Source organism: Hymenobacter aranciens, from assembly GCF_030580865.1.
Taxonomy (GTDB): domain Bacteria; phylum Bacteroidota; class Bacteroidia; order Cytophagales; family Hymenobacteraceae; genus Hymenobacter; species Hymenobacter aranciens.
Genome location: NZ_JAUQSY010000005.1, coordinates 322,056 through 346,750, shown reverse-complemented (window position 1 = coordinate 346,750; position 24,695 = coordinate 322,056). Strand labels below are relative to the sequence as shown.

19 protein-coding genes, 2 tRNA genes and 1 pseudogene are annotated in these 24,695 nt (G+C 59.8%); 6 read left to right on the top strand and 16 right to left on the bottom strand.

Annotated features, from left to right (window positions below; translation table 11 throughout):
• Positions 1–69: 69 nt before the first annotated feature.
• The 10 genes from Q5H93_RS09455 to mutS all read right to left on the bottom strand — a co-directional run bounded on the left by Q5H93_RS09455 (position 70) and on the right by mutS (position 12,917).
• Positions 70–1,233, bottom strand: coding sequence for a T9SS type A sorting domain-containing protein (locus Q5H93_RS09455; RefSeq protein ID WP_305006269.1), 1,164 nt, complete (start codon positions 1,231–1,233; stop codon positions 70–72).
• Between the two features lie 314 nt (positions 1,234–1,547).
• Positions 1,548–3,194: a RagB/SusD family nutrient uptake outer membrane protein gene (locus Q5H93_RS09450; RefSeq protein WP_305006268.1), complete on the bottom strand. Its 1,647-nt coding sequence runs from the start codon at positions 3,192–3,194 to the stop codon at positions 1,548–1,550.
• Positions 3,195–3,215: 21 nt separating this feature from the next.
• Positions 3,216–6,314: a SusC/RagA family TonB-linked outer membrane protein gene (locus Q5H93_RS09445; protein WP_305006267.1), complete on the bottom strand. Its 3,099-nt coding sequence runs from the start codon at positions 6,312–6,314 to the stop codon at positions 3,216–3,218.
• A gap of 515 nt (positions 6,315–6,829) precedes the next feature.
• A complete protein-coding gene (gene susR, locus Q5H93_RS09440; protein WP_305006339.1) occupies positions 6,830–8,461 on the bottom strand; it encodes a SusR family glycan utilization regulator in 1,632 nt (543 codons plus the stop codon).
• A 213-nt stretch (positions 8,462–8,674) separates the two neighbouring features.
• The gene (locus Q5H93_RS24185) at positions 8,675–8,998 is read right to left on the bottom strand and encodes a CocE/NonD family hydrolase C-terminal non-catalytic domain-containing protein (RefSeq protein WP_369811002.1); all 324 of its coding nucleotides are present in this window, start codon (positions 8,996–8,998) and stop codon (positions 8,675–8,677) included.
• Positions 8,943–9,197 carry a transposase gene (locus Q5H93_RS09435; protein ID WP_305006266.1) on the bottom strand — a complete coding sequence of 85 codons (255 nt, stop codon included), beginning with the start codon at positions 9,195–9,197 and terminating at the stop codon, positions 8,943–8,945. Before Q5H93_RS09435 ends, Q5H93_RS24185 begins: the two co-directional genes overlap by 56 nt.
• A 227-nt stretch (positions 9,198–9,424) precedes the next feature.
• Positions 9,425–9,507: transfer RNA gene (locus Q5H93_RS09430), tRNA-Leu, on the bottom strand.
• Positions 9,493–9,732: an HNH endonuclease signature motif containing protein gene (locus Q5H93_RS09425; RefSeq protein ID WP_305006265.1), complete on the bottom strand. Its 240-nt coding sequence runs from the start codon at positions 9,730–9,732 to the stop codon at positions 9,493–9,495. Before Q5H93_RS09425 ends, Q5H93_RS09430 begins: the two co-directional genes overlap by 15 nt.
• 325 nt (positions 9,733–10,057) lie before the next feature.
• Positions 10,058–10,133 (bottom strand) — tRNA-Gly (locus Q5H93_RS09420).
• A 129-nt stretch (positions 10,134–10,262) separates the two neighbouring features.
• Positions 10,263–12,917, bottom strand: a complete 2,655-nt coding sequence (mutS, locus tag Q5H93_RS09415; protein WP_305006338.1) for a DNA mismatch repair protein MutS — start codon at positions 12,915–12,917, stop codon at positions 10,263–10,265.
• A gap of 228 nt (positions 12,918–13,145) precedes the next feature.
• On the opposite strand from mutS, the gene Q5H93_RS09410 reads away from it, so the two are divergent.
• Together Q5H93_RS09410 and Q5H93_RS09405 are read left to right on the top strand one after the other, a co-directional pair.
• On the top strand, positions 13,146–13,697 hold the full coding sequence (locus Q5H93_RS09410; RefSeq protein ID WP_305006264.1) for an RNA methyltransferase: 552 nt from the start codon (positions 13,146–13,148) through the stop codon (positions 13,695–13,697).
• A 135-nt stretch (positions 13,698–13,832) separates the two neighbouring features.
• The gene (locus Q5H93_RS09405; protein WP_305006263.1) at positions 13,833–16,694 is read left to right on the top strand and encodes a M36 family metallopeptidase; all 2,862 of its coding nucleotides are present in this window, start codon (positions 13,833–13,835) and stop codon (positions 16,692–16,694) included.
• Positions 16,695–16,748: 54 nt separating this feature from the next.
• Here Q5H93_RS09405 and Q5H93_RS09400 read toward each other — a convergent pair whose 3' ends face one another.
• From Q5H93_RS09400 to Q5H93_RS09385, 4 genes and pseudogenes are all read right to left on the bottom strand, one after another.
• Complete coding sequence (locus Q5H93_RS09400; protein ID WP_305006262.1) at positions 16,749–17,252, bottom strand: anthrone oxygenase family protein; 504 nt, start codon at positions 17,250–17,252, stop codon at positions 16,749–16,751.
• 19 nt (positions 17,253–17,271) lie between these two features.
• Entirely contained in the window at positions 17,272–17,448 is a 177-nt protein-coding gene (locus tag Q5H93_RS24285; protein WP_501991642.1) for an NAD(P)H-binding protein, read from the bottom strand.
• Positions 17,449–17,544: 96 nt separating this feature from the next.
• Positions 17,545–17,714 (bottom strand): annotated as a pseudogene (locus Q5H93_RS09390) (NAD(P)-dependent oxidoreductase); the annotation flags it as partial.
• Positions 17,715–17,793: 79 nt separating this feature from the next.
• Complete coding sequence (locus tag Q5H93_RS09385; protein ID WP_305006261.1) at positions 17,794–18,600, bottom strand: helix-turn-helix transcriptional regulator; 807 nt, start codon at positions 18,598–18,600, stop codon at positions 17,794–17,796.
• A 103-nt stretch (positions 18,601–18,703) separates the two neighbouring features.
• Between Q5H93_RS09385 and Q5H93_RS09380 the strand changes: the two genes are divergently transcribed.
• The 3 genes from Q5H93_RS09380 to Q5H93_RS09370 all read left to right on the top strand — a co-directional run bounded on the left by Q5H93_RS09380 (position 18,704) and on the right by Q5H93_RS09370 (position 22,210).
• The gene (locus tag Q5H93_RS09380; protein WP_305006260.1) at positions 18,704–19,126 is read left to right on the top strand and encodes a hypothetical protein; all 423 of its coding nucleotides are present in this window, start codon (positions 18,704–18,706) and stop codon (positions 19,124–19,126) included.
• A gap of 11 nt (positions 19,127–19,137) precedes the next feature.
• Positions 19,138–19,923, top strand: coding sequence for a J domain-containing protein (locus Q5H93_RS09375; protein ID WP_305006259.1), 786 nt, complete (start codon positions 19,138–19,140; stop codon positions 19,921–19,923).
• Between the two features lie 223 nt (positions 19,924–20,146).
• On the top strand, positions 20,147–22,210 hold the full coding sequence (locus tag Q5H93_RS09370; RefSeq protein WP_305006258.1) for a kojibiose hydrolase: 2,064 nt from the start codon (positions 20,147–20,149) through the stop codon (positions 22,208–22,210).
• A 73-nt stretch (positions 22,211–22,283) separates the two neighbouring features.
• Here Q5H93_RS09370 and Q5H93_RS09365 read toward each other — a convergent pair whose 3' ends face one another.
• Both Q5H93_RS09365 and Q5H93_RS09360 read right to left on the bottom strand, forming a co-directional pair.
• Entirely contained in the window at positions 22,284–23,048 is a 765-nt protein-coding gene (locus tag Q5H93_RS09365; protein ID WP_369811005.1) for a TerC family protein, read from the bottom strand.
• A gap of 114 nt (positions 23,049–23,162) precedes the next feature.
• On the bottom strand, positions 23,163–23,654 hold the full coding sequence (locus Q5H93_RS09360) for a YajQ family cyclic di-GMP-binding protein (protein WP_305006256.1): 492 nt from the start codon (positions 23,652–23,654) through the stop codon (positions 23,163–23,165).
• A gap of 125 nt (positions 23,655–23,779) precedes the next feature.
• Here Q5H93_RS09360 and Q5H93_RS09355 point away from each other — a divergent pair, with 125 nt between their 5' ends.
• The gene (locus tag Q5H93_RS09355) at positions 23,780–24,673 is read left to right on the top strand and encodes a GNAT family N-acetyltransferase (protein ID WP_305006255.1); all 894 of its coding nucleotides are present in this window, start codon (positions 23,780–23,782) and stop codon (positions 24,671–24,673) included.
• Positions 24,674–24,695: the final 22 nt, after the last annotated feature.

The window sequence follows — 24,695 nt, the reverse complement described above, 5'->3', positions numbered from 1 at the left end:
CAGGACCTTTGGGCAGTTATCAACTTTGAGCTAGCCCAGGCGCCCGCCGCCAAATCTGGCAATAGCAGCTTACTCCGCTACTACCAGCTTGCGGGTTGCGCTTTTGTCGCCCACCCGCACATTCACCTGGTAGATACCAGCAGCCAGCGTGCCGGCCGCCACTTTCAGGTCGTGGAAGCCCACGTTCTGGCTTTGGTTCAGCAAGGTTTTCACCGGCCGGCCCACCAGGTCGGTCACGGTCACCAGCACGGGCTGCTGACGGTCAAGCACGCGGTACGAAACCGTGGACTGCCCCTGGGCCGGGTTGGGGAATACACTCATGGCGACCACGGCATCCTCGGCTTGGCGGGTGCTGGTTACTACCACGCTAAGGGTAGCATTCTGATTGCCAGCCAGCACAGTAAAGTCCGGGCTAAAGCCCAGGTTGTTATTGCCGTTGCCGGGAATTTCCGGAATCACGTCCGACGACCAGTAGCCATCGCCGCTCACGTAGGCCGCCATAGCGTGCACCACGGAAGCGCCCGAGGGCAGGCCCATCGCGGCCCTGTCAAACTCATATTCAAGCCCGTACGAGCCGGCCCCGCCGCCGTTGGTATTGCCGGGGTTGCTGGTGATGTCGCCGGTGGGCGTAGTTGGAGCCAGGTAGGCCAGGCGGGTACCCGCGAAGATGCTGTAAGCACCGGTAGTGGTCGAGCCCGGCAGTGTATTGGCAACGCCATCCGGCGTCGAGGGCGAGCTCACGCCGTCGCCCAGCGTTTTGGCCACGCCCGTCGTGGCCGTGTAGATGGCCGCCTGCACGTCGTTGGTGCCGGTAACCGCAATTGCTGCGTCAGCTTCCAGCTCCAGCTTGGTACCACCAATGCCGCCGCCGGTGAAGGTGCCGAACAGCGTGGTAGTACCCGCGATGGCGGGCAGCCCTGTGCCCACAGGCACACCGCTCCGGTTCGGCAAGTCGAGGTACAGCTGAAAGTTGTTGCCACTGGCTTCCAAAGTGCCTGCCAGACCAATGTAGAGCTTGGTGCTGCTATTGGCGCCGTACATGTGCAGCAGGCCCGCGTTGCCGAACCCAACGCCGCCGGCGTGCGCCGTAGTGAATGCGCCCAGCGACGTGTACTTGCCGCCGGTGGTACCGAGTTCGTTGGCATCGATGATGCCGTCCAGAGTAATCTGCGCCTGGGCGCTTGCGGCGCCGGCCAGCGTACTAACCAGCGCCAGAGTAATTGCTTTTTTCATGATGAGATGATGGGTGAGAATGGAGGAATTGTGATGGGATGCGGAAAGAGCGGCGGAGTAGGTAGTACCCTCTCCTATCGGCATTTTTTCCGTGATTTTATGGAGCTACAGGGCACCGGCTGTCGGTTTTTGCAGAACCTGGAGCTCGGGGGTGCCCGCCGGTAGTGGCCTCATTCATAAGTTTCGGACTTAGTACCTGGCTTCACTTCATTAAGACAGCATTACCAGTACCATCCCAGGGCCTGTTACACCCGGTTTCCCACCACGAGTGCCAGGCACTAAGTCCCAAACCTTATGTTTTTCCGGTCAGCTAATTAGTTGTAGCCCTCGTTCTGCTTCAGCGTCGGATTGGCAACGAGGTCGGTCGACGGAATCGGGTAGAGGTTGCGGAAGCTGGGCACATCGTGGCCCTGCTTGTCGTCGCCGGCGCCGGTGTAGCCTTTGAAGGGCCAGTTGTAGCCGGTCGTGAACTTGCCGAAGCGCACGAGGTCGGTGCGGCGGGTACCTTCCCAGTACATCTCCCGGCCGCGCTCGTCCAGAATGAAGTTGGGAGCCGTAAGCTGCGCCAGGGTGATGCGGCCGGTGGTGCTGCCGCCGGTGTTGCCGTAGGCGCGGTCGCGCAGGGCATTTACGTAACCCAGGGCGGTGTTCTGGTCGCCGCCGCTGCCGCCGCGTAGCACAGCTTCGGCGTACATCAGGTACACGTCAGCGAGGCGGAACATCGGAAAGTCAGTGTCCACGAAGATGAGCTGCGGGTCGTTGCCGTTGGCGCCGGTGGAGGTTTTGTTCCGCCACTTGGTCACGCCGTAGCCTTCGGTAAAGATGGTCAGGTCGTTAATTTCCAGCGTCTGGCCCGAGGTGAAGAACATGGCGCGGGTATCGAAGCCACCGCCCGTGGTAGGGAACAGCAGCGGCAGGTTCTTGCGGGTGCGGTTGCCAGCCCAGCCGCTGTTGATGCCGAAGGCCGTGGTGAGCATGCGGCCGCCCACGGCAGCGTGCGTGATATACGTAGTGCCGCCGTAGCCCTGCGAGGCAATGCCGTCGCTGGTGATGGGGAAAATGATTTCCGAAGCCGAGGTCACGTTGTTGTCGGCCAGGAAGAGCAGTCGGTACTCGGGAGCCAGTGCGTAGTTGGCACCCAGGATTTTGTTGCAGTACGTGAGGCAGTCGGTGTAGTGGCCGGTGCCGGTGTATACCTCAGCGTTGAGGTAGAGCTTGGCCAGCAGAGCCCAGGCGGCGCCCTGGTCGGCGCGGCCGTAGGGGGCCGTGTGGGCGGGCAGCAGTTCCGTCTCAATAGCCTTCAGCTCCGACTCGACGTAGGCAAACAGCGCGGCGCGAGTGGTTTGCTTGGGCAGGTTCTTGCTGGGTGCGTCGGCCTCGGTCACGAAGGGAACGTTGCCGTACAGGTCGATAGCGTGGCAGTAAGCCAGGGCGCGCATAAAGCGGGCTTCGGCGCGGTACCGTCGCGAATTTTCGGCATCAGCACCCGTGATGCCCCGGCTGCTGAGCTTGTCGTCGCTGGTTTCGCGGATAAACTCGTTGCACAGTGCCACTTCGTAGAAAATACGGGTGTAGCTGTTATTTATCAGGTCGTTGCTGCTGGTCCAGCTCGTGGTATTCAGCTCCTGCAGCGGCGGACTGTTCCAGGCCACTACGGCCTGGTCGGTCACCAGTTCCTGCAGGTACCAATAGGCTCGCATGTAGGAGGTTTCGCCCTCGTCCTTGCCCTGGCCGGCAAATACGTCGGGGCTGCCGGAGTTACCCGACAGGTTGAAGCCGGCGTAGCATTTGGCCAACACCTGGATGTGGTTGGCGGGGTCCTTGTACACCGACTCGGTGTTCAGGTCATAAAACGGCTCGCGGTCGAGGTCCTTGTTGCAGGACGTGAGGCCGCCGGTGAGCAGCGCGGCAGTAGTGGCCAGGGTGAGGGCGCTGCGGCGCAAAATGCGGTGGGATTTCATATACAGGAAGAATAGCAGCTGTTAAAAACCAAGGTTGAGGCCGGCCGTGATGGTGCGGGGCAGCGGGTAGAAGTTGCTGTCGATACCCGTGGCGCGCTCGGGGTCGAGGCCGGAGTATTTGGTGAGCAGCAGCAGGTTCTGACCCGCCAAAGTCAGGCGCAGGGTAGTACCGGCTTTCAGCAGGCTGCCGAAGTCGTAGCCCAGCGTCACGTTCTGGAGGCGCACAAACGAACCATCTTCGAGGTTAATATCGCTGAAGGGCTGACCGTTGCGGAAACCAGTTTCGTAGATGGCGGGCACCACGTTGGCCGAGTAGTTCAGCGTCGTGTTCAGGCCGTAGTAGTTGTTCTGGCCGCTGGCCACGTTGTTGTACACGTAGCCGCCAATGTTGGAGCGTACAGTGAATGCCAGGCTGGCCTTGCCGTAGCTCAGGTTCGAGCTAAAGCCCAGAATAGCTTTCGGCGCAGGATTCTTGCCGTACACTTTGTCGCGCTCGTTGATGGTGCCGTTGCCGTCCTGGTCCACATATTGGTCGGTGCTCAGGCTAGAGGTAGGACCTTGTATCGGCTTGCCGGTTTCGTCATACTTCTGCTGGTACAGGAAGAAGGTATTGGGGGCGTAGCCCACTGCGTTCACCTGCACAAACTGGAAGTTACCCACGTTGCCGGTAGGCGTGCCCAGGTAGTTGGGGTCTTCTACTTGGGAGAGCTTGGTAATCTTGCCGCGGTTCATGGTGGCGTTGAAGTTCACCGACCAGTTGAATTTCGCACCGCGCAGCACGTCGTAGTTCAGGGCCAGCTCCACGCCCCGGTTTTCCAGGCTGCCAATGTTGGTCAGCAGTGTGTTCGACAGGTTGCTACCGGCCGGAACCGGGATAACAGCCAGCAGGTCGTCGGTTTTGCGCAGGTACACATCCACGGTACCCGTCAGGCGGTTGTTCAAGAAGCCGAAGTCCAGACCCAAGTCATACGTTTGGGTCTTCTCCCACTGCAGGTTGGCATCGTAAGCGGCTGGCTTCAGCGTCCGAATGGTGTCGGTGCCGATAATCTGGCTGATAACCGGCGAGCTGATGCTGTAGCTGGCCAGGTAGGGGTAGTTGCCGGCCACGTTGTACACGTCCTGCTGGCCCGTGCTGCCGTAGCTAAAGCGCAGCTTCAGGTCCGAAATCACATTCGACGTTTTCAGGAAATCTTCCTGATTGATACGCCAGGCCACCGAGGCAGCCGGGAAGTAACCCCAGCGGTTGTCGGGGCTGAAGCGCGACGAGCCATCGGCACGCAAGGTAGCCGTGAACAGGTACTTGTCCTTGAAATTATAGTTTACCCGGCCGTAGTATGACAGCAGCGTGTATTGCGTCTTGAAAGGGTTCTGGGCTGGCAGTAGTGGATTGGTACGGCTGCCGTCGGCTTTGTAGTCGAAGCGGAAGGGCGCATACGTGAAGAAATCCTGATACGAATAGCCAGCCAGGGCCTCTATCCGGTGGTCGCCCAACTGCTTGGTGTAGTTGAGGTACGCTTCCAGCAGCTCGTTGTCTTTTTCCTGACGGTACGAGTTGCTCTGGCCCTGCGTAGAGTAAGCAATAGACGAGGTAGCCGGGATGAAGATGGTGCCGTTGCTGCGCGAGCGGTCGTAGCCCAGGTTCAGGTTGGCGTGCAGGTCGGGCAGGAAGTGGACCTTGTAGTCGAACTGCACGTTGCCAATGCTGCGTAGCACCGTGCTGCGGTCGCGCTTGTCGTTGAGCAGGGCCACCGGGTTGCGGTCGGTCAGCGGATTCGGAATTGCTCCGTCGCGCCACTCAAAGTAGCCATTAAAACCGCCCCCATCAGCAGCATACACCGGCTGCGTGGGGTTGAAGCGCGCCGCGGCGCCAATGGCCCCTTGGTCAGCAAAGCGGTAGTCGGCCCAGGTCCCTTTGAAGTTGATGTCGATGCGCAAATGCTCGTCGAACAGCTTCGGCGAAAGGCCTACGGAGGCCGAATTACGCTTCAGGTTGCCCGTTTTCAGGGTGCCGTCCTGGTCGAGGTAGCCCAGCGACACGCGATACGGCAGGTGCTTCAGGCTGCCGGTCACGCTCACGTTGTTGTCAGTGGTCCAGGCCGTCTTGTAGATTTCGTCCTGCCAGTCCGTGTTGGCCGTACCCAGAAAAGCCTGGTTGCTGGCCGGAATAATACCTTGAATTACGGCGTTGTTGAGCAGCGTACGGTAGGCATCACCGCTCAGTACGTCTACTTTGCCGTAGTTCTCGGAGCGCGTCACCAGCGAACTGATATTGACGTGGGTTTTATCCCCTTCCAGGCCTTTTTTAGTGGTGATGAGGATAACCCCGTTCGCTGCCCGCGAGCCGTAAATGGCCGTCGCCGAAGCGTCTTTTAGCACGGTAAAGGTCTCAATGTCATTAGGGTTTACCAGCGCCAGCGGGTTGCCGGCACCGTTGATACCCTGGTTATCTACCGGCACGCCGTCGATAACGATGAGCGGGTCGTTGCTGGCATTCAGCGACGAGCCGCCCCGCACGCGAATGGTGCTCACCTCGCCCGGCGCACCACCGCCGGTGGTGATTTGCACGCCCGCTACTTTGCCCTGAATGAGTTGTTCAGGTGCAGTCACCTGGCCTTTTACGAAGTCTTTGGCGGTTACCGTAGTGATGGAGCCGGTCAGGTCCTGGCGCCGGGTGGTACCGTAGCCTACTACCACAGCCTCGCTCAGCTGCGTAGCACTTTCGCTGATAGTGAGGCTATTCAGCTCGGTGTTCTGGCCATCGGTTATCGTGAAAGACTGACGCATCGTCGTATATCCCACGAAGGAGATGATGAGCGTATGCGGCCCCGGCGACAGGTTTTGGAGAGAAAAGCTACCGTCCGCATTAGTGGCATTGCCAATGGTGGTGCCTTCAACCAGTACCGTCACGCCTGGTATACCTGCACCCGCTTCATCCACTACGCGGCCCGATACCGAGCCATTGGCCACCAAAGCCGTTGTAGAATTACCCCGATACATAACGGTAGCAAGGCTGATTGGATGAGCGAAGCCGGTACCAATAACGGAGCCGCCGAGGGTCGCTGTCAACAGCGATTTTCGGAGCAGGCGAGAAGTGAGCACTGGTGGTAACATGTGCAACATGGGTGGAAGGATAAATGAATGTTGGTGACTTTTGACAACGCCAGGCCGCAGCCGCCTGCTACACCAGCCAAGGCTCCTGAGTACAGGAGCCGAAAGCTATTCTTCGACTTCTGGCTGCCCCTACAAACGTTTGTGGTATCGTCGTCAGAACAAAACTAGATTCACTAAACCCCCAATAAAATTTTGCAAACAGGATTATCAAAAATATTAACCCAACATCGGGTTTAACACCTTAAATCCAAGTAATTATACCGAAGATTTACGGGCAAAACATTAACTAATTATTACCCGTTTCATGGTCATATATAACAAAAAAAGGGGCTAACGCCCCCTTCATATGATGGCCATCAGCCGACCATTTCAATGCTTAGTTATTCCGTCATTTTTCCACTGCCAACAGTAAGCCGGTTTCGCCACAAAAGCCTGCTTTCTTTTTCCTCATTACCCCGCTGCCCGCTTCAGGTCTATACTGGCAGTTACCGGGCCGCCTGCTACATCAGCCACTCCGTGTTCCGCTATACCGCCTGGATGGCTTGGATGCGGGCTTCAAATTCCTCGTTGGGCAGGAAAGAGCGTTTCTTCACGCGGGTTTTGTAGCTGTATATCGTATTGATAGAGTATCCCAGCATCCGGCTAATTTGTTCGCTGTCATCGATACCCAGCCGAATAAGCGCAAAAATGCGTAGCTCAGTTGTTAACAGTTGGTCTTCCAATAGTTTGATGCGCTCATCCTCTTCAAACAGCGCGTTGAACTGTGTGATAAAATTGGGGAACAGCCTCAAAAACACTGTGTCGAAACCCTTTAGCAGCTCATTCCGCTCATTTTTGATGTTGACACTGTCAACGAGCTTTTGTGCCGCCCCGTACTGCTTGGTATCCAACAGATTTTCAATCCTTTTCTTGAGGACCTCTATTTTATCAATGTACTGCGAACTGTTGTGAAAATAGAACCCGATGTACTCATCCTTAATTTTATTAGCTTCGTTAAGGCCGTGATTCAGCTGGCGTAGCTCCTCATTGCGCTCCCGCAACTCCTTGTTAGTGGCAAAAATCAGCCTTCCTGCTTTGCGCAATTTCCCGAGTTGCCGGAAGTTGGCCACCGCAAAGCCGATTACTACCACGGCCAGCAGCGTCATGATAACCGCGTAGGTCTTTAATGATTTTCGCTGATTCTCAATGATGTTTATCTTCTGTCCTTCAATGATGGAGGATATGTGGCTGATTTCTATCTGTCGCTGCCGAGCCTTGTAGAAGGCGGCCCCATCCCGCGCCTCCTTGATAAAGGTGTAGGCATTCTTCAAATCGCCCCGGCGGTAGCAATAGTCGGAGAGTTTGAAAATCGCCACCGTCTCTTTAGTGGCGGTTTTTACATCGGCAATGGCCGAAACCAGGAGCAATTCGAACGCCTTATCCTCTTGGCCTTCCAGCTCATATAAATAGGCCAACGTACTGGCGCTTACGGCCAACTGGTGCAGGCCCAAATGGGGCAAGCGACGTATTTGGTTGTACACGGCAAGGCCAGCCGCCAGATTTCCCGTTTTCTGCGCCCTGAACTCCTGCACCGACAGGTACTCGTAGGAGCCAGGAGGGCAGAACTGCAAGGTAGTATCGGCGTAGGCGAGGGCTTTCTTATAGTATACCGGCCGAAAGGTCTGGTCCTGGTTGAAATCACCGAGGTCGCTATAAGCTCGTGCCTTCAGAAAATAAAAGTTGTGCTTATCCGCTTCGCTCAGCCGACCGGGGTCGATGCTGTCAAGCGTCTCAAAAGTTTCCTTGAATAGCCCGGATGAGAGCATAACAAAAGCCAGCTTCAGCTTGGCAATCTCTATTTTCTCAGGCTGCTTCAGCGCCTCAGCCAACCGTTTGATTTTTTGGCAATAAACAAAGGCTGAATCATATTTGAATGCCTTGTATTCATCGTAAATCCGCAGGCCCAGTTCGAATTTTGCGGCATTATTGGCCTGAGAAGCAATAAAATCGGAAGTGAGTACCGCAATGCGGTTGAGCCGCTGACCATCGTATTCGTTTTTGTGAGCCAGGGCTTGGTTTAACTCCGTCAGCAAACTATCAGCCTTGCCTGACTCAGCGAAAGCGCAGAATGGCAGAGAGCTAAGCAAGAAACCAAGAAGAACTGTTAAGAGCTTCACCAAAGGCAATCGAAATCTATTTAAGCCAGTCAATCACCAAAAGTAGCCAATAATTGGCATGCTACCCGAAGACTGTTGTACTCAGGGCAGGAACAATAATGACCAACGCTAACGGTTCACACAGGGGCGTTGCGAAGCAATTCGGCTATTGCTACCTGCACAGCTGTCCAACTTATTCGACCTGCGCTTAGCCAGTTAAATAAGCTATAGCATTTAACCGGCTGACTTTTTTGGCTGCTTAACAGGAAGCTGCAGGTAGGACCGGTGAGCACCACCCGTGTGGATGATGTGCTGCCCCTTGTTCTCAGGAGTAAAGCCAGGGGTGCCGGGCATGATGGCTCCCAAGTCGTTCCTGGAGCTGATGACCAGCCACAGTTGCTCACCCGGGTAAAAAACTATGCCGATGGCTTCGGCCGTGGCGAAGTTTTTTTTGCCCCGCGGCGGCTTTGTGCGCTTTGACGGCGGTGGAGTCGACGAGCACTCAGGCGTAGTCGGGTCCCTGCACGGCCTGAAACAACGCTTCCCACACCCCGGCAAGGGCCCAGCGGCGAAAGCGCCGGGCCACGGTGTTCCACGGCCCAAACCGTTCGGGCAGGTCGCGGCAGGCACACCCGGCGCGCACCCGGTATAGCACCGTACTGACAAACTGGCGGTTGTCGAGGCCGTTGCCCAGCCGGCCACGCGTGTGCGGCTCCACCAACTGCCATTCTCGTTCGCTTAATTCATAACGACGCATCCCACAAAATTACTGCCCTTGCTGTCCACAGACTTTAGCAGGGCGAGTGATATTTTGAAATCAGCTTGTTCTCTAAATAAACTTTCTATAACGGTTAACTACTTACCTTTCAAAGTTGGATAGCCAGGTGCAATCCTGATTGAGCAAAAAAATACTCTCCGCCCCCTACAGTGTCCCCTAAAAGAGAAAAAACCCCATTTCCAGCAAGGAAACGGGGTTTTCTATCGTACCAGAGACGGGACTCGAACCCGTACGTCCGTGAAGACAAGGGATTTTAAGTCCCTCGTGGCTACCATTACACCACTCTGGCTAAAGCATTTACACTACTTCTATCAGACTGATTTTCGCCTCGATAAGAATTTGTTTGCGCGTGGCAGTTGGGACAAAGTAACTGCAAATTTTCCAAGCGATGGTCATTATTGATGCCGTTTCGATGATGTAATTCCAGTGCAATGGGCTGTCTGCGCCATGCAATTAGCTGATATTCTTCACACCGCGCTTCTTTGAGGCCTGCTTTAAGCAAGCGTTTTTTCAAACAATAAGTAAAATGGTAAGCTGAATGCTCAACCAATAACTCCGCCGATGGCGTCGTTTTGCCAAATTTCCGATACCAGCCTGCCTTGATTTCACGCTGCCCCTGTCCAATGACTTATATCAAGCCCTGACTGACTAATGCGGGTATGCACAGTTTTGTATTTGCCGCCAGCGGGCACCAAGCCAATCCGATTTAGCACTTGCGCCACCGACAAACCTTCAGCCACAGCCTGCCGAAACTCATCGTCAGTGCTCAGGCATTTACGAGGGGCAGCCATACGGAAAGGAGTTAAAACAAAAACGCCACCCGAAGGTGGCGTTTTCACTGGAGCGGGAGACGAGGTTCGAACTCGCGACCTCGACCTTGGCAAGGTCGCGCTCTACCAACTGAGCTACTCTCGCATTTGTCGGCCACCGTGCTTGGTGGCGTTTGGTGATACAAAGGTACGAGCGTTTTGTTACGAGGCAAGGGCAGGGGTTGAAAAAAGTCCCACTGGAGGCGCTTTTTGTTCATTTTCAGCCCGAAAATTTTCAGCTTTTGCCCAGCGTCAGCTTGAGCTCGTTCAGCTTCATTAGGGCTTCAATGGGCGTAAGCGTATTCACGTCGAGATGCGTCAGCAATTCGCGGATGCGCTCCAGTACCGGGTCGGTGGGCTCGAACATGCTTAGCTGCAGCGTGGGGCGCGGCGCGGTGGCCACGGCCGTGGTGGCGCGGGGCTTGGGTGCGGAGGGCGTATTTTCGATTCCCGCCAGTACGTCGTCGAATTCGGTTTCGACATCGGCATCGATGGCCGTGCTGGTGCGCTCCTGCTCCAGGTGGTGCATGATTTCGTTGGCGCGCAGCACCACGGCGGTGGGCATGCCCGCCAAGCGGGCTACGTGGATGCCGAACGAGTGCTCGGAGCCGCCGGGCTGCAGCTTGCGCAGGAACAGAATGCGGCCGTCGGTTTCCTTCACGGCCACGTTGTAGTTGCGCACGCGGGGGCAGTCGTCGGCCAGCTGGTTGAGCTCGTGGTAGTGAGTGGCGAAGAGGGTTTTGGCCTTGGCTTTGGGGTTGTTGTGCAGGTGCTCCACGATGGCCCAGGCGATGCTGATGCCGTCGTAGGTGCTGGTGCCGCGGCCGATTTCGTCCATCAGCACGAGGCTGCGGTCGGAGAGGTTGTTGAGGATGGAGGCGGTTTCGGTCATCTCCACCATGAAGGTGCTTTCGCCTTTGCTCAGGTTGTCGGAGGCGCCCACGCGGGTGAAAATCTTGTCGATGATGCCCACCGTGGCGGCGTCGGCGGGCACGAATGACCCTATTTGAGCCAGCAGCACGATGAGAGCCGTCTGGCGCAGCAGGGCCGATTTGCCGGCCATGTTGGGGCCGGTGATGACCACGATTTGCTGCTCGGTCTGGTCGAGGCAGATGTCGTTGGGGATGTAGCTTTCGCCGGGCGGCAGCTGGCGCTCGATGACGGGGTGGCGGCCCGCCTTGATATCGAGCACGGTACCGTCGTTCACGGTGGGCATCACGTAGCGCTGCTGCCGGGCGGTGAGGGCAAACGAGGCCAGGCAATCCATGATGCCGATGGCGCGGGCATTCTGCTGAATCTGGGGCACGAAATCGAGCGCGGCCAGCACCAAGTCGTTGTAAATGCGCTGCTCGATGACAAACAGCCGCTCCTCGGCGTGCAGGATTTTCTCCTCGTAGGTTTTCAGCTCCTCAGTCACGTAGCGCTCGGCATTCACCAGCGTCTGCTTGCGAATCCATTCGGCCGGCACCTTGTCTTTGTGGGCGTTGGTGACTTCGAGGTAGTAGCCAAAGACCTTGTTATAAGCAATTTTCAGCGACGAGATACCGGTATTGCGCTGCTCGCGGTGCTGCAGTTGCAGCAGAAAGTCCTTGCCCGAGAAGGCCATGTCGCGCAGCTCGTCCAGTTCGGCATCGACACCCGCGTTCAGCACACCGCCCTGGTTGGTGAGGATGGGCGCGTCGGGCTTGATTTTAGTCGCGATTTCCTCACGCAGCTTGGCGCAGGGGTTGAGCTGGTCGGCCAGCTTTTCCAAAGCTTTCACGCCGGAGGCGGCCAGCCGCTCGCGCATGGGCGCAATGGCTTCAAGGGCCCGGGCCAGCTGCAGGAGCTCGCGGGGGTTCACGCGACGCACGGCCACCTTGGAAATCAGGCGCTCCAGGTCGTTTATCTGGCGCAGGTGCTGGGTGAGGTCGGCCAGCAGGTCCTCATTGTTTACCAGCGCGGCCACGGTGTCGAGGCGGCGCTGAATCTGGCCTACCTCTTTGAGCGGCAGCACCACCCACTTGCGCAGCAGGCGGGCGCCCATCGGGGTGAGGGTCTGGTCGAGGATATCGATGAGGGGCACGCCGCCGGGGTGCTGGGCCTGCGTAAGCTCCAGGTTGCGCACCGTGAAGCGGTCGAGCCACACGTATTTGTCTTCCTCCAGGCGGCCGAGGCTGCTGATGTGGCCCAGCTCGGCGTGCTTGGTTTCGGCCAGGTAGTGCATGATGCAGCCGGCCGCGATGATGCCTTCCTTCAGGTTATCAACCCCGAAGCCCTTGAGCGTCGTCGTTTTGAAGTGGCGGGTGAGGGTTTCGTGGGCGTAATCGGGGCCAAAAACCCAGTCATCCAGCGCGTAGGTGCAGTAGTCGGGACCGAAAGTTTGCTCGAACTCAGAACGGCTTTTCTTGCAGAACAGCACTTCAGCGGGGCCGAAGTTTTGCAGCAGCTTACCTAAATAATCAAGGTCGCCCTGCGCTACCAGGAACTCACCGGTGCTGATGTCGAGGAAGCTGATGCCGGCTTCCTGCTTGCCGAAGTGAATGGCGGCGAGGTAGTTGTTGGCGCGGCGCTCGAGCACATTGTCGTGCATGCTGAGGCCAGGCGTGACCAGCTCGGTGATGCCGCGCTTGACGAGGCCCTTGGCTTCCTTAGGGTTTTCGAGCTGGTCGCAGATGGCCACGCGCTGGCCGGCGCGCACCAGCTTGGGCAGGTAGTTATCAATGGAATGGTGCGGGAAGCCCGCCAGCGCCACTTCCGAAATGCTGCCCGCGCCGCGCTTGGTGAGCGTGATGTCGAGGATGCGGGCGGCCGTGACGGCATCCTCGCCAAAGGTTTCGTAGAAGTCGCCCACCCGGAACAGCAGCAGCGCGCCGGGGTGCTGCTGCTTGAGTTGGTAGTATTGCTTCATCAAGGGCGTGTCGTAGGCCGGACCGGGGGTGAGGTGGTCGGGGCCGACGGACTTGATGACAAATTCTTTCTTTTTGGGAGGCGCGGAAGCAGACAAAGCACGGAGCGCGAACTTTGCAGTTCGCGTTGTTTTAGCGAGTAAATGAAAAGGGCCCGGGGCAACGCGTGTAGCGGCAGCTTTGGCTAAGTATGAACCAACGACGCGAACGACAAAGTTCGCGCTACCTCTATGCGAAAACTAACCATGGCCGAGTTGAATCGGGCCACCGTGGCCGACTTCAAAAGTACGCCCAAAAGCCCCGTTGTGCTGGTGCTCGACAACGTGCGCAGCCTCCACAATGTGGGCGCGGTTTTCCGCACCGCCGACGCCTTTGCACTCGAAAAAATCTGGCTCTGCGGTATCACCGGCCGCCCACCGCAGCGCGAAATCACGAAGACAGCGCTGGGCAGCGAGGAGTCGGTGAGCTGGGAATACGCGGCCACCACGGTGGAGGCCGTAATGGCATTAAAGCAGGCTGGCTACACGGTAGCCGCCGTGGAGCAAACAACGGGCAGTACCTCCTTAGTCCAATTCCGGCCCGCGCTGGGGCAGCCGCTGGCGCTGGTGCTGGGCAACGAAGTTTTTGGCGTCGATGACGAGGTGCTGGCTTTGTGCGACGCGGCGGTGGAAATCCCGCAGTTTGGCACTAAACATTCGCTTAATGTGAGCGTTGCGGCAGGAGTAGTGCTGTGGGATGTGCTGAATAAGCTGGGCCAATTTGAGCAATCCAGAGACGAATAAAAACTCACTACCCGAAGCAACCTGAGTGCAGATTGGAACGAGTTTCTGTAATATCGGCTTTTTAGCTTAACTTTAGCAACCCGTTTTCATTTCATTTTAATTTTCTTCACTTACCCTTCCCGTTTTCAAGTAAAGATGGTAAAATTCTCCTCCCTCCGACCGGTGCTGCGCGGGTCGCTGCTGGCGGCGGCGCTGCTGACAGGCTTCGGCTCTACGGCATGGGCGCAGTCGGCCAAGCCTTCGACGCAGTTGCTGGATTACTTCACGACGCAAACCGTGCGTCAGGGCTTGTCGGAAGCCGATGCGGCGCAGCCTTCGGTCACCGACTTTTACAAGGACGCCGCGACCGGCGCGCAGCACGCTTACCTGCGGCAGCGCGTGAACGGCGTGGACGTGTTCGGGGCCGTGGGTGCCGTGCACACCGACCGCACCGGCAAGCCCGTGTGGGCCAACCAGCGCTTCGTGCCCAATGCGGCTCGCCTGGCCCCCGCCGCCACCCCTACCCTCACGCCTGAGCAGGCCGTAGTGGCCGCTTCCGTGGTGCTGGGCCTGCCCCGCCCCGCCGGCCTCACGCTGGTGCGCGAAGCCCGTCCGGCCGATGGCCTGGAGTTCAACAACGGCGGTATTTCGGAAAACAACATTCCGGTGCGCCTGTACTACTTTGCCAACCCACTGAAGCAAAGTGAAATTCACTTGGCCTGGGAGGTTACTATTGCCCAGCTCGACGGCCAGCACCACTGGCAGGTGCTGGTGGATGCCGGCACCGGCAAGCAGCTCTTCAAGCACGATTACGTGGTGAGCGAGGAGATTTCGTTCTTGCAGCAGAATGCCCGCAGCCAAAACCAGCAGCACACTGCGCCGGCTCCGACGCAACAGGCCTCCGCCCGCGGCGTGGCCTCGCCCAACAGCCTGATGGTGTATCCGGTACCGATGGAAAGTCCCCTCTCGGGCAACCGCGTGGCCGTGCCGCTAAGCAGCACCATCAACACCTGGTCGCCCTACGGCTGGCAGGTGAGCCAGGCGCCGACCACGACACCGCTGTTCTTCAACAACGTTTACTCGCGCCTAAATGCCAACGTGCAGCTGCCGCGCGGCAACAACGTGGCAGCCTACAACGACATTGCCAACAACAGCCAGCTCTACATCAACACCAACTCGCCGAACGGGGGTGCGACGCTGGACTTTGACTTTCCCTTCACCTTCGGGGTAGGGCCGCGCCGCAACCTCGACGCTGGCATTGTCAACCTATTCTACTGGAACAATATGCTGCACGACGTGATGGCCTCCAAAGGCTTTGACGAAGCATCGGGCAACTTCCAGTACAAAAACTTCGGCACGGCCGGCCTCGGGGGCGACATGGTGCGCGCCGAAGCCCAGGATGGCAGCGGCACCAACAATGCCAACTTCGCCACGCCGCCTGATGGGATGCAGGGCCGCATGCAGATGTACTTGTGGGCCAATCCCATTCGCCCGAACGTTACGATTTCGGCCCCGGCTTCGCTGGCAGGCAGCTTCTCGGCTGGTGCCGCCGACTTCGGCCGTAACCTGGTCGACGCCGGGCCGATTTGCGGCAACTTCGTGCTGGTGAACGACGGCGTATCGGGCAACGGCGGCCTGCACGGCTGCGTGACGCCCTACGCCAACGCTGCCGCCGTGAACGGCAACATTGCCGTGATTATGCGCGGGGGCTGCGCCCAGCTGCCCAGCGGCAGCCGCACGGCGAGCTCATTTGCTGGCAAAGTGCGTCGCGCCCAGGAAAATGGTGCTATCATGGCCATCATCATCGACTCGGTAGGTACCAACACGGCTATTTCGGGCATGACGGGTACCGATACCGTCGGCATTCGCATTCCGTCGCTGTTTCTGCGCGGGGTCGATGGCGCGGCCATCCGCCAGGCGCTGACGAGCGGCACTACCGTAACGGGCTGTGCCAATGGCAGCCCCGACTACGATGCTTCGTTTGATAACGGCATTGTGTCGCACGAATTCGGTCACGGCGTTTCGACCCGCCTCACCGGCGGCCCCAGCAATTCCGACTGCCTCGTGAGCGCCAACGGCAACCAGGCCTTCCAGACGATGGGCGAGGGCTGGAGCGACTTCTTCGGCCTCTGGATGACCACCGCCAACGTAGCCACGGCCAGCAACCCGACCGGCGTAACCGGCCGCACGCCGCGCTACATCGGAGCCTACGTGGTGGGCGAAACCCACGATACCGGCCCCGGTATCCGCATCAATCCCTACACCGACGACATGACCCTTAACCCCCACACCTATGGGGTATTGACCAGCACGCAGTACAACGAAACCCACAACATTGGAGAGGTTTGGGCCGGCATGCTCTGGGATTTGAACTGGCAGTTCATCTACCGCTACGGCTTCAACCAGGACTTCCTGGGCAGCAACGGCGGCAACAACCAGTTCCTGAAGCTGGTACTTGATGGCTGCAAGCTGCAGGTGTGCAACCCCGGCTTCCTTGATGGCCGCGACGCCATCCTGCGCGCCGACAGTATTGCCAACGGCGGCGCCAACTCGGCGCTTATCTGGACGGTGTTCTCGCGCCGGGGGGCCGGCTTCAGCGCCGTGCAGGGCGTGCGCACGGGTGGCAACCCCACCCGCACCGGCATCCGCGAAGCGTTCGACATGCCGCCCGGTGTGACGCCCGCTCCTATGCTGAACCCCACCACCGTTACGATTGTGACGACGCCGCTGGGCACTACGCCGCAACAGGAGCTGGCCGCCAAAGGCAGCATCATCGACGCCTACCCGAACCCGGCGCACGACCGTCTCGTGGTGCGCTCGCAGCTCAACGCTACCGGCGACGTGCAGCTGACCCTGCGCGACCTGGTAGGCCGCGTGGCCTACACCGGCACCGCGAGCATCGGCGAGTTGCAGCGCGGCATCTCGGTGAATACCGCCGACATCGCCGCCGGCCTCTACGTGGTGCAGGTAAACACCAACGCGGGCACCTTCACCACCAAAGTGCAGGTGCGTCACTAAGCCCCGCTTAGCTGCCCTAAAAAGGACCCTGGCCGGGCGGCCAGGGTCCTTTTTTTATGCTTGTTTGGTGGCGGCATCCGGCAGCAGGCAGGCGCTCAGCAGCAGTGCCAGCGCCACCACCGAAGCTCCCGTGCGCACCCGGTGCCAGCGGTTCCAGGGCGGCACAAACTGCTGCCGGACCGCAGCGGCCGAGGCCGTAGCGCCAGGCGCGTAGCGGGCCAGTTGCTCATTCAGCGGAATGTTGCCGCCTACCGTCACGCCCAGGCTGCCTACCCAGAATACCAGCGTAGCCGCCAGCACCAGCCCCAGCTGCCGCCCGCGCGGCCGCCCCGCATGTAGCCCGGTAGCCAGCACCAATAGTAGCGGCGCCCCAAAGAAGCTGGCCGCGAAAAACGGGTTCTGAATGGCGTCGTTGATTTCCTGCATGGCACGGATATACTGCGCATCGGGCAGGCGGGCAAACGCTGGATTCACGGCCACCGAAAAGCCGTAATACACCCCGGCCACGAGGCCGGTGCTGAGCGTGGCCAGGGCCAGCACAAGATTTTTGCCGGTCATAACGTTACTTATTTTCAGGTCAATACGACAAGCTGATGGCTCGCCCGAACTGGCGGTGGTCCGTCAGCTGCCCGAGCATAAAATCGGCCACGTCGGCGCGGGAAATTCTCATTTTAAGGCCTTTGGCGGTGGGTGCAAAGCCTTGCTGGTACCGGCCGGTGCGCGGCCCGTCGGTGAGAGTGCCGGGGCGGGCAATGGTCCAGTCGAGGCGGCTCTGGCGAATGCGGGCCGCTCGGAGGGCGGCGCGCCCAGCGTCGAGAGCACGGCATCGTGCCCCGGCACGGCGCGGCGCACGGCATCGGCGTCGAGCACGTCGCCGGTAGCAGTTTGTAATTGGGGATGCGAAAGCCCGAGCTTGGCGGGGTTGCGGACGAAGGCCGTGACTGTGTGGCCCTGCGCGAGGGCCTGTTCGATTACCTGGCGGCCGGTGCCACCCGTGGCGCCAAAAACGAGGATTTTCATGGGATTTGCTGAGTTAAAGTTTCAGCAAAGCACGGGTTGCATCAAGCGGCGAAATAGAACAAAACCGCCACGTAGCGTTTTACCGGCGCAGGGCCGGAAAATCGTCCACCTGCCCCCGCGCCTGCTGCCGAAACTGTTGAGGCGTGCTGCCCGCAAACTCCCGAAACGCCCGGATGTAGTGCGACTGGTCGGCATAGTCATGATTATAAGCAATATCCGACAGCTTCTCGTACTCGGCCCGCCGCAACTGCCCCAGCGACTCCTGAAACTGGCAGATGCGCGCAAACAGCTTCGGCGACACGCCCACCCGCTGCTTGAACTTACGCTGGAAGCTGCGCTCCGAGAGCTGCAGCTCATCCTGCAGCTGCCGCAGATTTAGCCCCCCGCCGGTGGCCACAATGCGCTGCACAGCCTGCTCGATGGGTGGTTCCGGTGCGGCACCTTGCCGATTGATGGCCGTTTGCAGATAAGCAGTTAGCTGGTCCAGCTGCGCGCTCACCGAGTCGGCATTGCCCAGCCGCTCGGCCAGCCGGAAGCCGGGTGCGGCCGACAGCAGGTCGGGGTCCATGCACGAGTCGGTAAGCTCCTCGGCGGCGAGGCCGAACACGGAGGCCAGTGCCCCCGGCTGCAGGCACATGCCAATGAGCTGAAAGGGCGCGACCGACACTACTTCCAGCGGCTGAGTAGCCTGCCCATGCAGCAGCAGTCGCGTCCACGGCTTGCCCGCCTGGGGCTGCAGTCCGGCTGCGCCGTGCTGAAAGAGCAGGCCGGGGCAGCCATCGACGATGGTGCGAAACGACGCGGCTCCGGCGGCGCTTTCCATCGTCCAGAAGTAACGGACGTGTGCCCGCAACGCCTCCGGCACGGCAAATTGCTGAACCTGCATAAGCTGAACTATGGAATAAAAGTCCCCTAAAAGTAATGGTCGAAGGCCCAGTTACCAGACTAAGCCGAAGTCATAAGCTTCTAAACGTAATACCTTGCAGCCAATGGCACATATTCCCGATTTTTCCCGCTCCACTACCGCGCTGCTGGCCCTGCGCCCCATCATTGCTACCGCCGATACTTCCGAAGCAGACACCCCTGCCGGCCTCTTCCTGCATGCCACCCTGCGCCCGGTTTTAAAGCTGCAAAACGACCTGCTGCTCCTGTTAGTGGCTGATTTTGTGCGCGACCACCACATTCGTTTAGCTCCTAACGCAACCGAACAGCAGCGGCAGCTTACCGAGCTACTCGCCCGCAACACCAAGCTGCGCTACACCATCGTGGGCTTGGTTACCGGCCAATTCACCACCGCCGAGTACGCCTTCTACCGCCCCCACCGCGCCGAGCTCAACCGCCGCCTGCTGGAGCTGGCCCAGCGCCGCGTGCTCGACCAGACGACTGCTGTAGTTGCTGCCGACACTGCCTGACACTTCCCGGAATGACTTTCTACCAAATCCTGGAAGTGCCTCCCGGAGCCTCGGCCACCGACATCCGCCGCGCCTACCGGCGGCTGGTGCTCCTCACCCACCCCGACCGCACGCCCGACCCGGCCGCGCATCAGCGCTACCTGGCTATCAACGAGGCCTACGACGTGCTGAGCGATGCCAGCCGCCGCCAGGCCTACGACCTGCGGCTGGCCAGCCCCGTCAGCTACGGGCCGCTGCCCACGCCGCGACGCCGCCCGGCCGCCCCCCGGCGCCACCGCACGGTCGAGGAGGTGCGGCTGGGCGTACATGCGCAGGTATACCTGCGCTACACGAAGCTGGCTCAGCGTATCAACTACGTTATCATCGGCTTTTGCCTGTTGCTGGCGCTTGATTACGCGGTTGCGCTGGATTATCCCTCAGAGCCTATTCTCAGCGCCGAATACCGCCCGGAACGCGACCGTTACGGCAGCGTCCTGCGCGAATACTATGCCTACGAAACCCCGCACACCAGTCTGCGAGCCCTGTATGCTTATCCCGCAGGCGAGGTAATGGTTCTGCGGATTACCCCTTTGTTCAGACAGGTACTAACGTTTCGGCGAGTGGCCGACAGTCCCGAATACGACTACAATAACCGTGAGCATACTATCTATGGCGCTGTCGGCTGGCTGTTTGTGGCGCTGAGAATTATCGCAGTGGTCGGCGCCTGGCCCGGCCGCGTGGCCCGGCGCCAGGTAGAGTGCGCCGTGACCGCCAGCGTGTTGTTCATCATTCTTATCTGGGTTGCCTTCCGGCTCTGAATCAGAATGGATAGCAAACGGCGGGCGCACAGCTACCGGCTGCCCCGGACAATTCCTTCAGGGTCCGACGCGGGGTTGGCCACCCGTTTCCTACTTTCGTGGCCAACTCCCCCGCCCGGTTTGCCGGGGCCGGCCACTGGCGGGCCACTCGCTGACTTGCGGCTAGTGGCCCCTATTTCGCGGTAATCTATCAGGCCACTGCCTGCTTTTTCCTGTTTGCGATATGCGCATGTTCACTTTCTCTACCCGGTGCTGTGGCGGCTGGGCGGTGTTGCTGCTGTGGCTGCTGGGCCGCCCGCTCCTGGCCCAGACGCCCGACCCCTGGCGTGTTGATGCCACCAACATTGACTCCGGCAACTACTACGGCGCTACGGTGGCCAACGGCATGATTGGCATTGTGTCGTCGCCGGTGCCGTTTCAGGTAAAGAACGTGGTGCTGGCCGGCGCCTACGACCAGTATGGCCGGGGGCGGGTGAGCAACTTCCTCAACAGCTTCAACCTGCTGAACATGTACCTGGAAGTCAACGGCCACCGCCTCGATGCCCGCGATGCCCGCAACTTCCGCCAGCAGCTCGACCTGCAGCGGGCCGCCCTCACCACCACTTTTGATTACGCCGACCAGGCCACCATCAGCTACACCTACTATGCCCTGCGGCAGCTGCCCTTTACGGTGCTGCTCGACGTGCGCATTACGGCCCGCAAGGACCTGAGTCTCGTGGCGGCCAGCGTGATGGATGCGCCCGATGCCCTGCGCGACGTGCAGAACTATTACAACGAAATCGACCGGCCGCACGCCACGCTCAGCCTGCTCACCTCGTCGGCCAAAAGCCCGACGGGCAAGCTACTGCTGTGCGCCAGCAACAGCTTTTTGTTTGAGGAGCCGCACGGGCAGCAGCCGCGCGTCATCCACGAAATGTGGGACAACAGCCTGCACCTCATGAAATTCGGCAAGACGCTGCGGGCCGGGCAGAGCTATGGCTACGCCGTAGCGGGCTCGTCCATCACCTCGGCCCACCACCCCGACCCCCTCAATGAGGCCGAGCGGCTTACCATCTTCGCCCGGCTGGAGGGGCGGCAGCGCCTGCTGGCTTTCCACGAGCAGGCCTGGCAGCAGCTGTGGCAAAGCGACATCCAGATAAGCGGCGACGCGCAGGCCCAGCAGGATGTGCACAGCATGCTCTACCACCTCTACAGCTTTTCGCGGGCCGGCACTGATTATTCGCCCTCGCCGATGGGCCTCTCGGGCCTGGGCTACAACGGCCACGTGTTCTGGGACAGCGACCTGTGGATGTTCCCGGCCCTGCTGGTGCTCAATCCCAAAATTGCCAAATCCCTGGTTGAATACCGTTTCAAGCGGCTCGATATGGCGCGGCGCAACGCCTTTGCCCACGGCTACCAGGGCGCCATGTTCCCTTGGGAAAGCGCCGACACCGGAGGCGAGGAAACCCCGGTGTGGGCGCTGAGCGGGCCGTTCGAGCACCACGTGTCGGCCTGCGTGGGCCTGGCTGCCTGGCAGTACTACTGCGTAACGCAGGACCGCGACTGGCTGCGCACCACCGGCTGGCCCCTCATTTCAGCCACCGCCGACTTCTGGGCCAGTCGTGTGGAGCGCAATGGCCCGGGGCACTACGATATTAAGAATGTGGTGGCGCCCGACGAATGGGCCGAAAACGTTGATAACGATGCCTTCACCAACGCCGCCGCCCAGAAAAACCTGCTGGCCGCCACCGCAGCCGCCCGCCTGCTCGGCCTGCCCGCCAACCCCGACTGGCAGCTGGTGGCCCAGAACATTCCGCTGCTGCGCCTGGCCGACGGCACCACCCAGGAGCACGCCAGCTACCACGGCGAAGGCATCAAGCAGGCCGACGTGAACCTGCTGGCCTACCCCCTGGGCACCATCACCGACCCCGCCCGGATTCGCAAAGACCTGACCTACTACGAAACGCGCGTGCCCAGCGAAGGCACGCCGGCCATGACGCAGGCTATTTTTGCCCTGCTCTACGCCCGTCTCGGCGATGGCGCCAAGGCCCGGCATTTCTTCGACGATGCCTACCAGCCCAACCTGCTGCCGCCTTTCCGCGTCATCGCCGAAACCAAGGGCGGTACCAACCCCTACTTCGCCACCGGCGCCGGCGGCGTGCTACAAGCCGTGCTCATGGGGTTTGGTGGCCTCGACATTACCCCTACTGGCCTCGTGCAGCGCAAAACCACGCTACCTACCGGCTGGCAATCGGTTAAGCTCACCGGTATCGGAGCGCAGCGCAAGACTTATTCCGTACAACGGTAGAAACGTGGCAAACGCAAAGGGGGCATCATACTGAGTATGATGCCCCCTTTTTGCATAGATTAAGCTTGCTAAGCTAGTCGTAGCGCGAATCGCGCAGCTTCACCGGGTCTTTGCCCTTCTTGCGCAGGCGCATATTCAACAGCTCCACTATCAGGGAGAAAGCCATGGCAAAGTAGAGGTAGCCTTTCTCGATTTCCTTGTGCGCGGCCTCCATCACCAGCATAAAGCCAATCATGATGAGGAACGACAGCGCCAGCATCTTGATAGTAGGGTTGCGATTGACAAACCCCGCGATAACGCCGCTGAAAGCCAGCATCACGCCCATCGCCAGAATAACGGCCAGAATCATTACCAGCACGTTATCCACCAGCCCCACGGCCGTCAGAATCGAGTCGAAGCTGAACACAATGTCGATGACGATAATCTGCAGGATAATGCTCATCATGGTCGGATAGGCCTTGCCTCCAACGGTTTCGTCTTCTTCCTCGCCTTGCAGCTTGGTATGAATTTCGGTGGTGCTCTTGTACATCAGAAACAAACCGCCGGCCAGCAGAATGAGGTCGCGCCCGCTCACGTCGAATGGCTGCGAGAGCCACGGAAAAGGCAGCGAGAACAGCGCCGAGCGCAGACCCACAATCCAGGAAATGCTGAGCAGCAGCCCTACCCGGAACATCAGCGCCAGCAGCAGGCCGATGGTGCGGCCCCGCGCCTGCTGGCCTTCGGGCAGACGGTTGACGACGATGGAAATGAAAATGATGTTGTCAATCCCCAGCACGATTTCCATAAACGTGAGGGTCAGGAGGCTAACCCAGGTAGCGGGCTCGGAGAAAACGGAAATATCGAACACGAGTTGGTTGTCAGTTATTTATTGTCGGTTGTCAGTTTATGATGATGATGTCGTCAGTAAGGCCTTGTCAAAGCGACCTGACAACTGGCCACGAGCAACTGACAACTACGATTTCATATTCACAAACTGCAGCGGCAGCCCGATATCAGCGCGGCGCAGCAGGGCGATAGTGGCCTGCAAATCATCGATTTTCTTGGCCGTCACGCGCACCTGGTCGTCCTGCATCTGGGCTTCCACCTTCAGCTTGGCGTCCTTGATGGTTTTGATGATTTTGCGGCCAATTTCCTTGTCCACCCCGGCGCGCACCTTGATGGTTTTCTTGACCAGGGCCCCGGCGGCCTGCTCCTCGGCCGTGAAGTCGAGGCTGGTGCCGTCGATGCCCTGCTTCACCACGCGGGCCAGCAGAATATCTTCCAGCGCCTTGACGCGCATCGAGTTTTCGGAAGATAACAGAATGGTATTGGCTTTTTTATCCAGCTCCATCCCGCCTTTGGTGTCGCGCAGGTCGTAGCGGGTTTGTAGTTCTTTTTTGGCCGTGTTCACCGCATTTTCGAGGGTTTGCGGGTCCACTTTGCTCACGATGTCGAAGGAGGCCATGAGTTTAGAGAGTCGAAAGGGTGGGAAGGGAAACGTGAGTCGGCCCGGTTAACCGTAATCGGGCGGCCGGCCGCTCACGGCACAAAGGTAGCCCACGGCTCCGCGCTCCGGTGCATCTTTGCCGCATGACAATCACTGCCCCCCGCACGCTGCGCGAATGGCTTGCCTACTACGAACTACGCTACAAGGTGTTGCGCCAGCCCTGGCAGCAGCCGCCGGGCTCCGAAAAGGCCGACGACGACGAGCAGCCGGCCGTCATCCACGCCCTGGCCCTGGCGCCCGACGGCACCGCCCTAGCCACCGGCCGCCTGCACGAGAGCGCGCCCGGGCAGGGCCAGGTTCGCTTCATGGCCGTGGCACCCGAGGCGCAGGGGCAGGGCCTCGGCGGCCAGGTGCTGCGCTACCTGGAGGCGCAGGCCCAAGCCCGGGGTCTGCGCGAAATCGTGCTGCACGCCCGCGAGGCGGCGCTGGCCTTCTACCGGCGCCACGGCTACGCGGTGCTGGGGCCGTCGCACACGCTGTATGGGCAAATCCCGCATTTCCTGATGCAGAAAGCCCTACCCAGCGCGCCCAGCCTGGCGCAAATGGTAGCCATGTACAACAGCATCAACCACTACGGCCGCGTGAACGGCATGCAGCTGCACGTCGCCAAGCCCGGCGACGTGGAATACCGCATGAGTGTGCGCGACGAGCACCTTTCCTCCCCCGGCACCTGCCACGGCGGCGTGCTGGCCGGGCTGATGGATGCGGCGCTGGGCGCGGCGGCCCTCACGCTGGCCTTCACTACCCAGGAGCTGGTTTCGACGGTCGAGTTCAAGATGAATTTTCTGCACGCCGTGCATCTGGGCGATGCGCTGCTGGCGCGGGCCCAGGTGGAGCACCACGGCAAGAAGCTGGTGGTGACGCGCGGCGTTATCTACCGCGTCGGGGGAACCGGAGAAACGGCGGTGGCGCAGGGCTTGGGCACTTTCAACCGCTACCCGGCTGATAAACGGGGCTTTGTAAAAGAACTGGCGTAGGGGCGGGGCTTCCCCCGTCCCT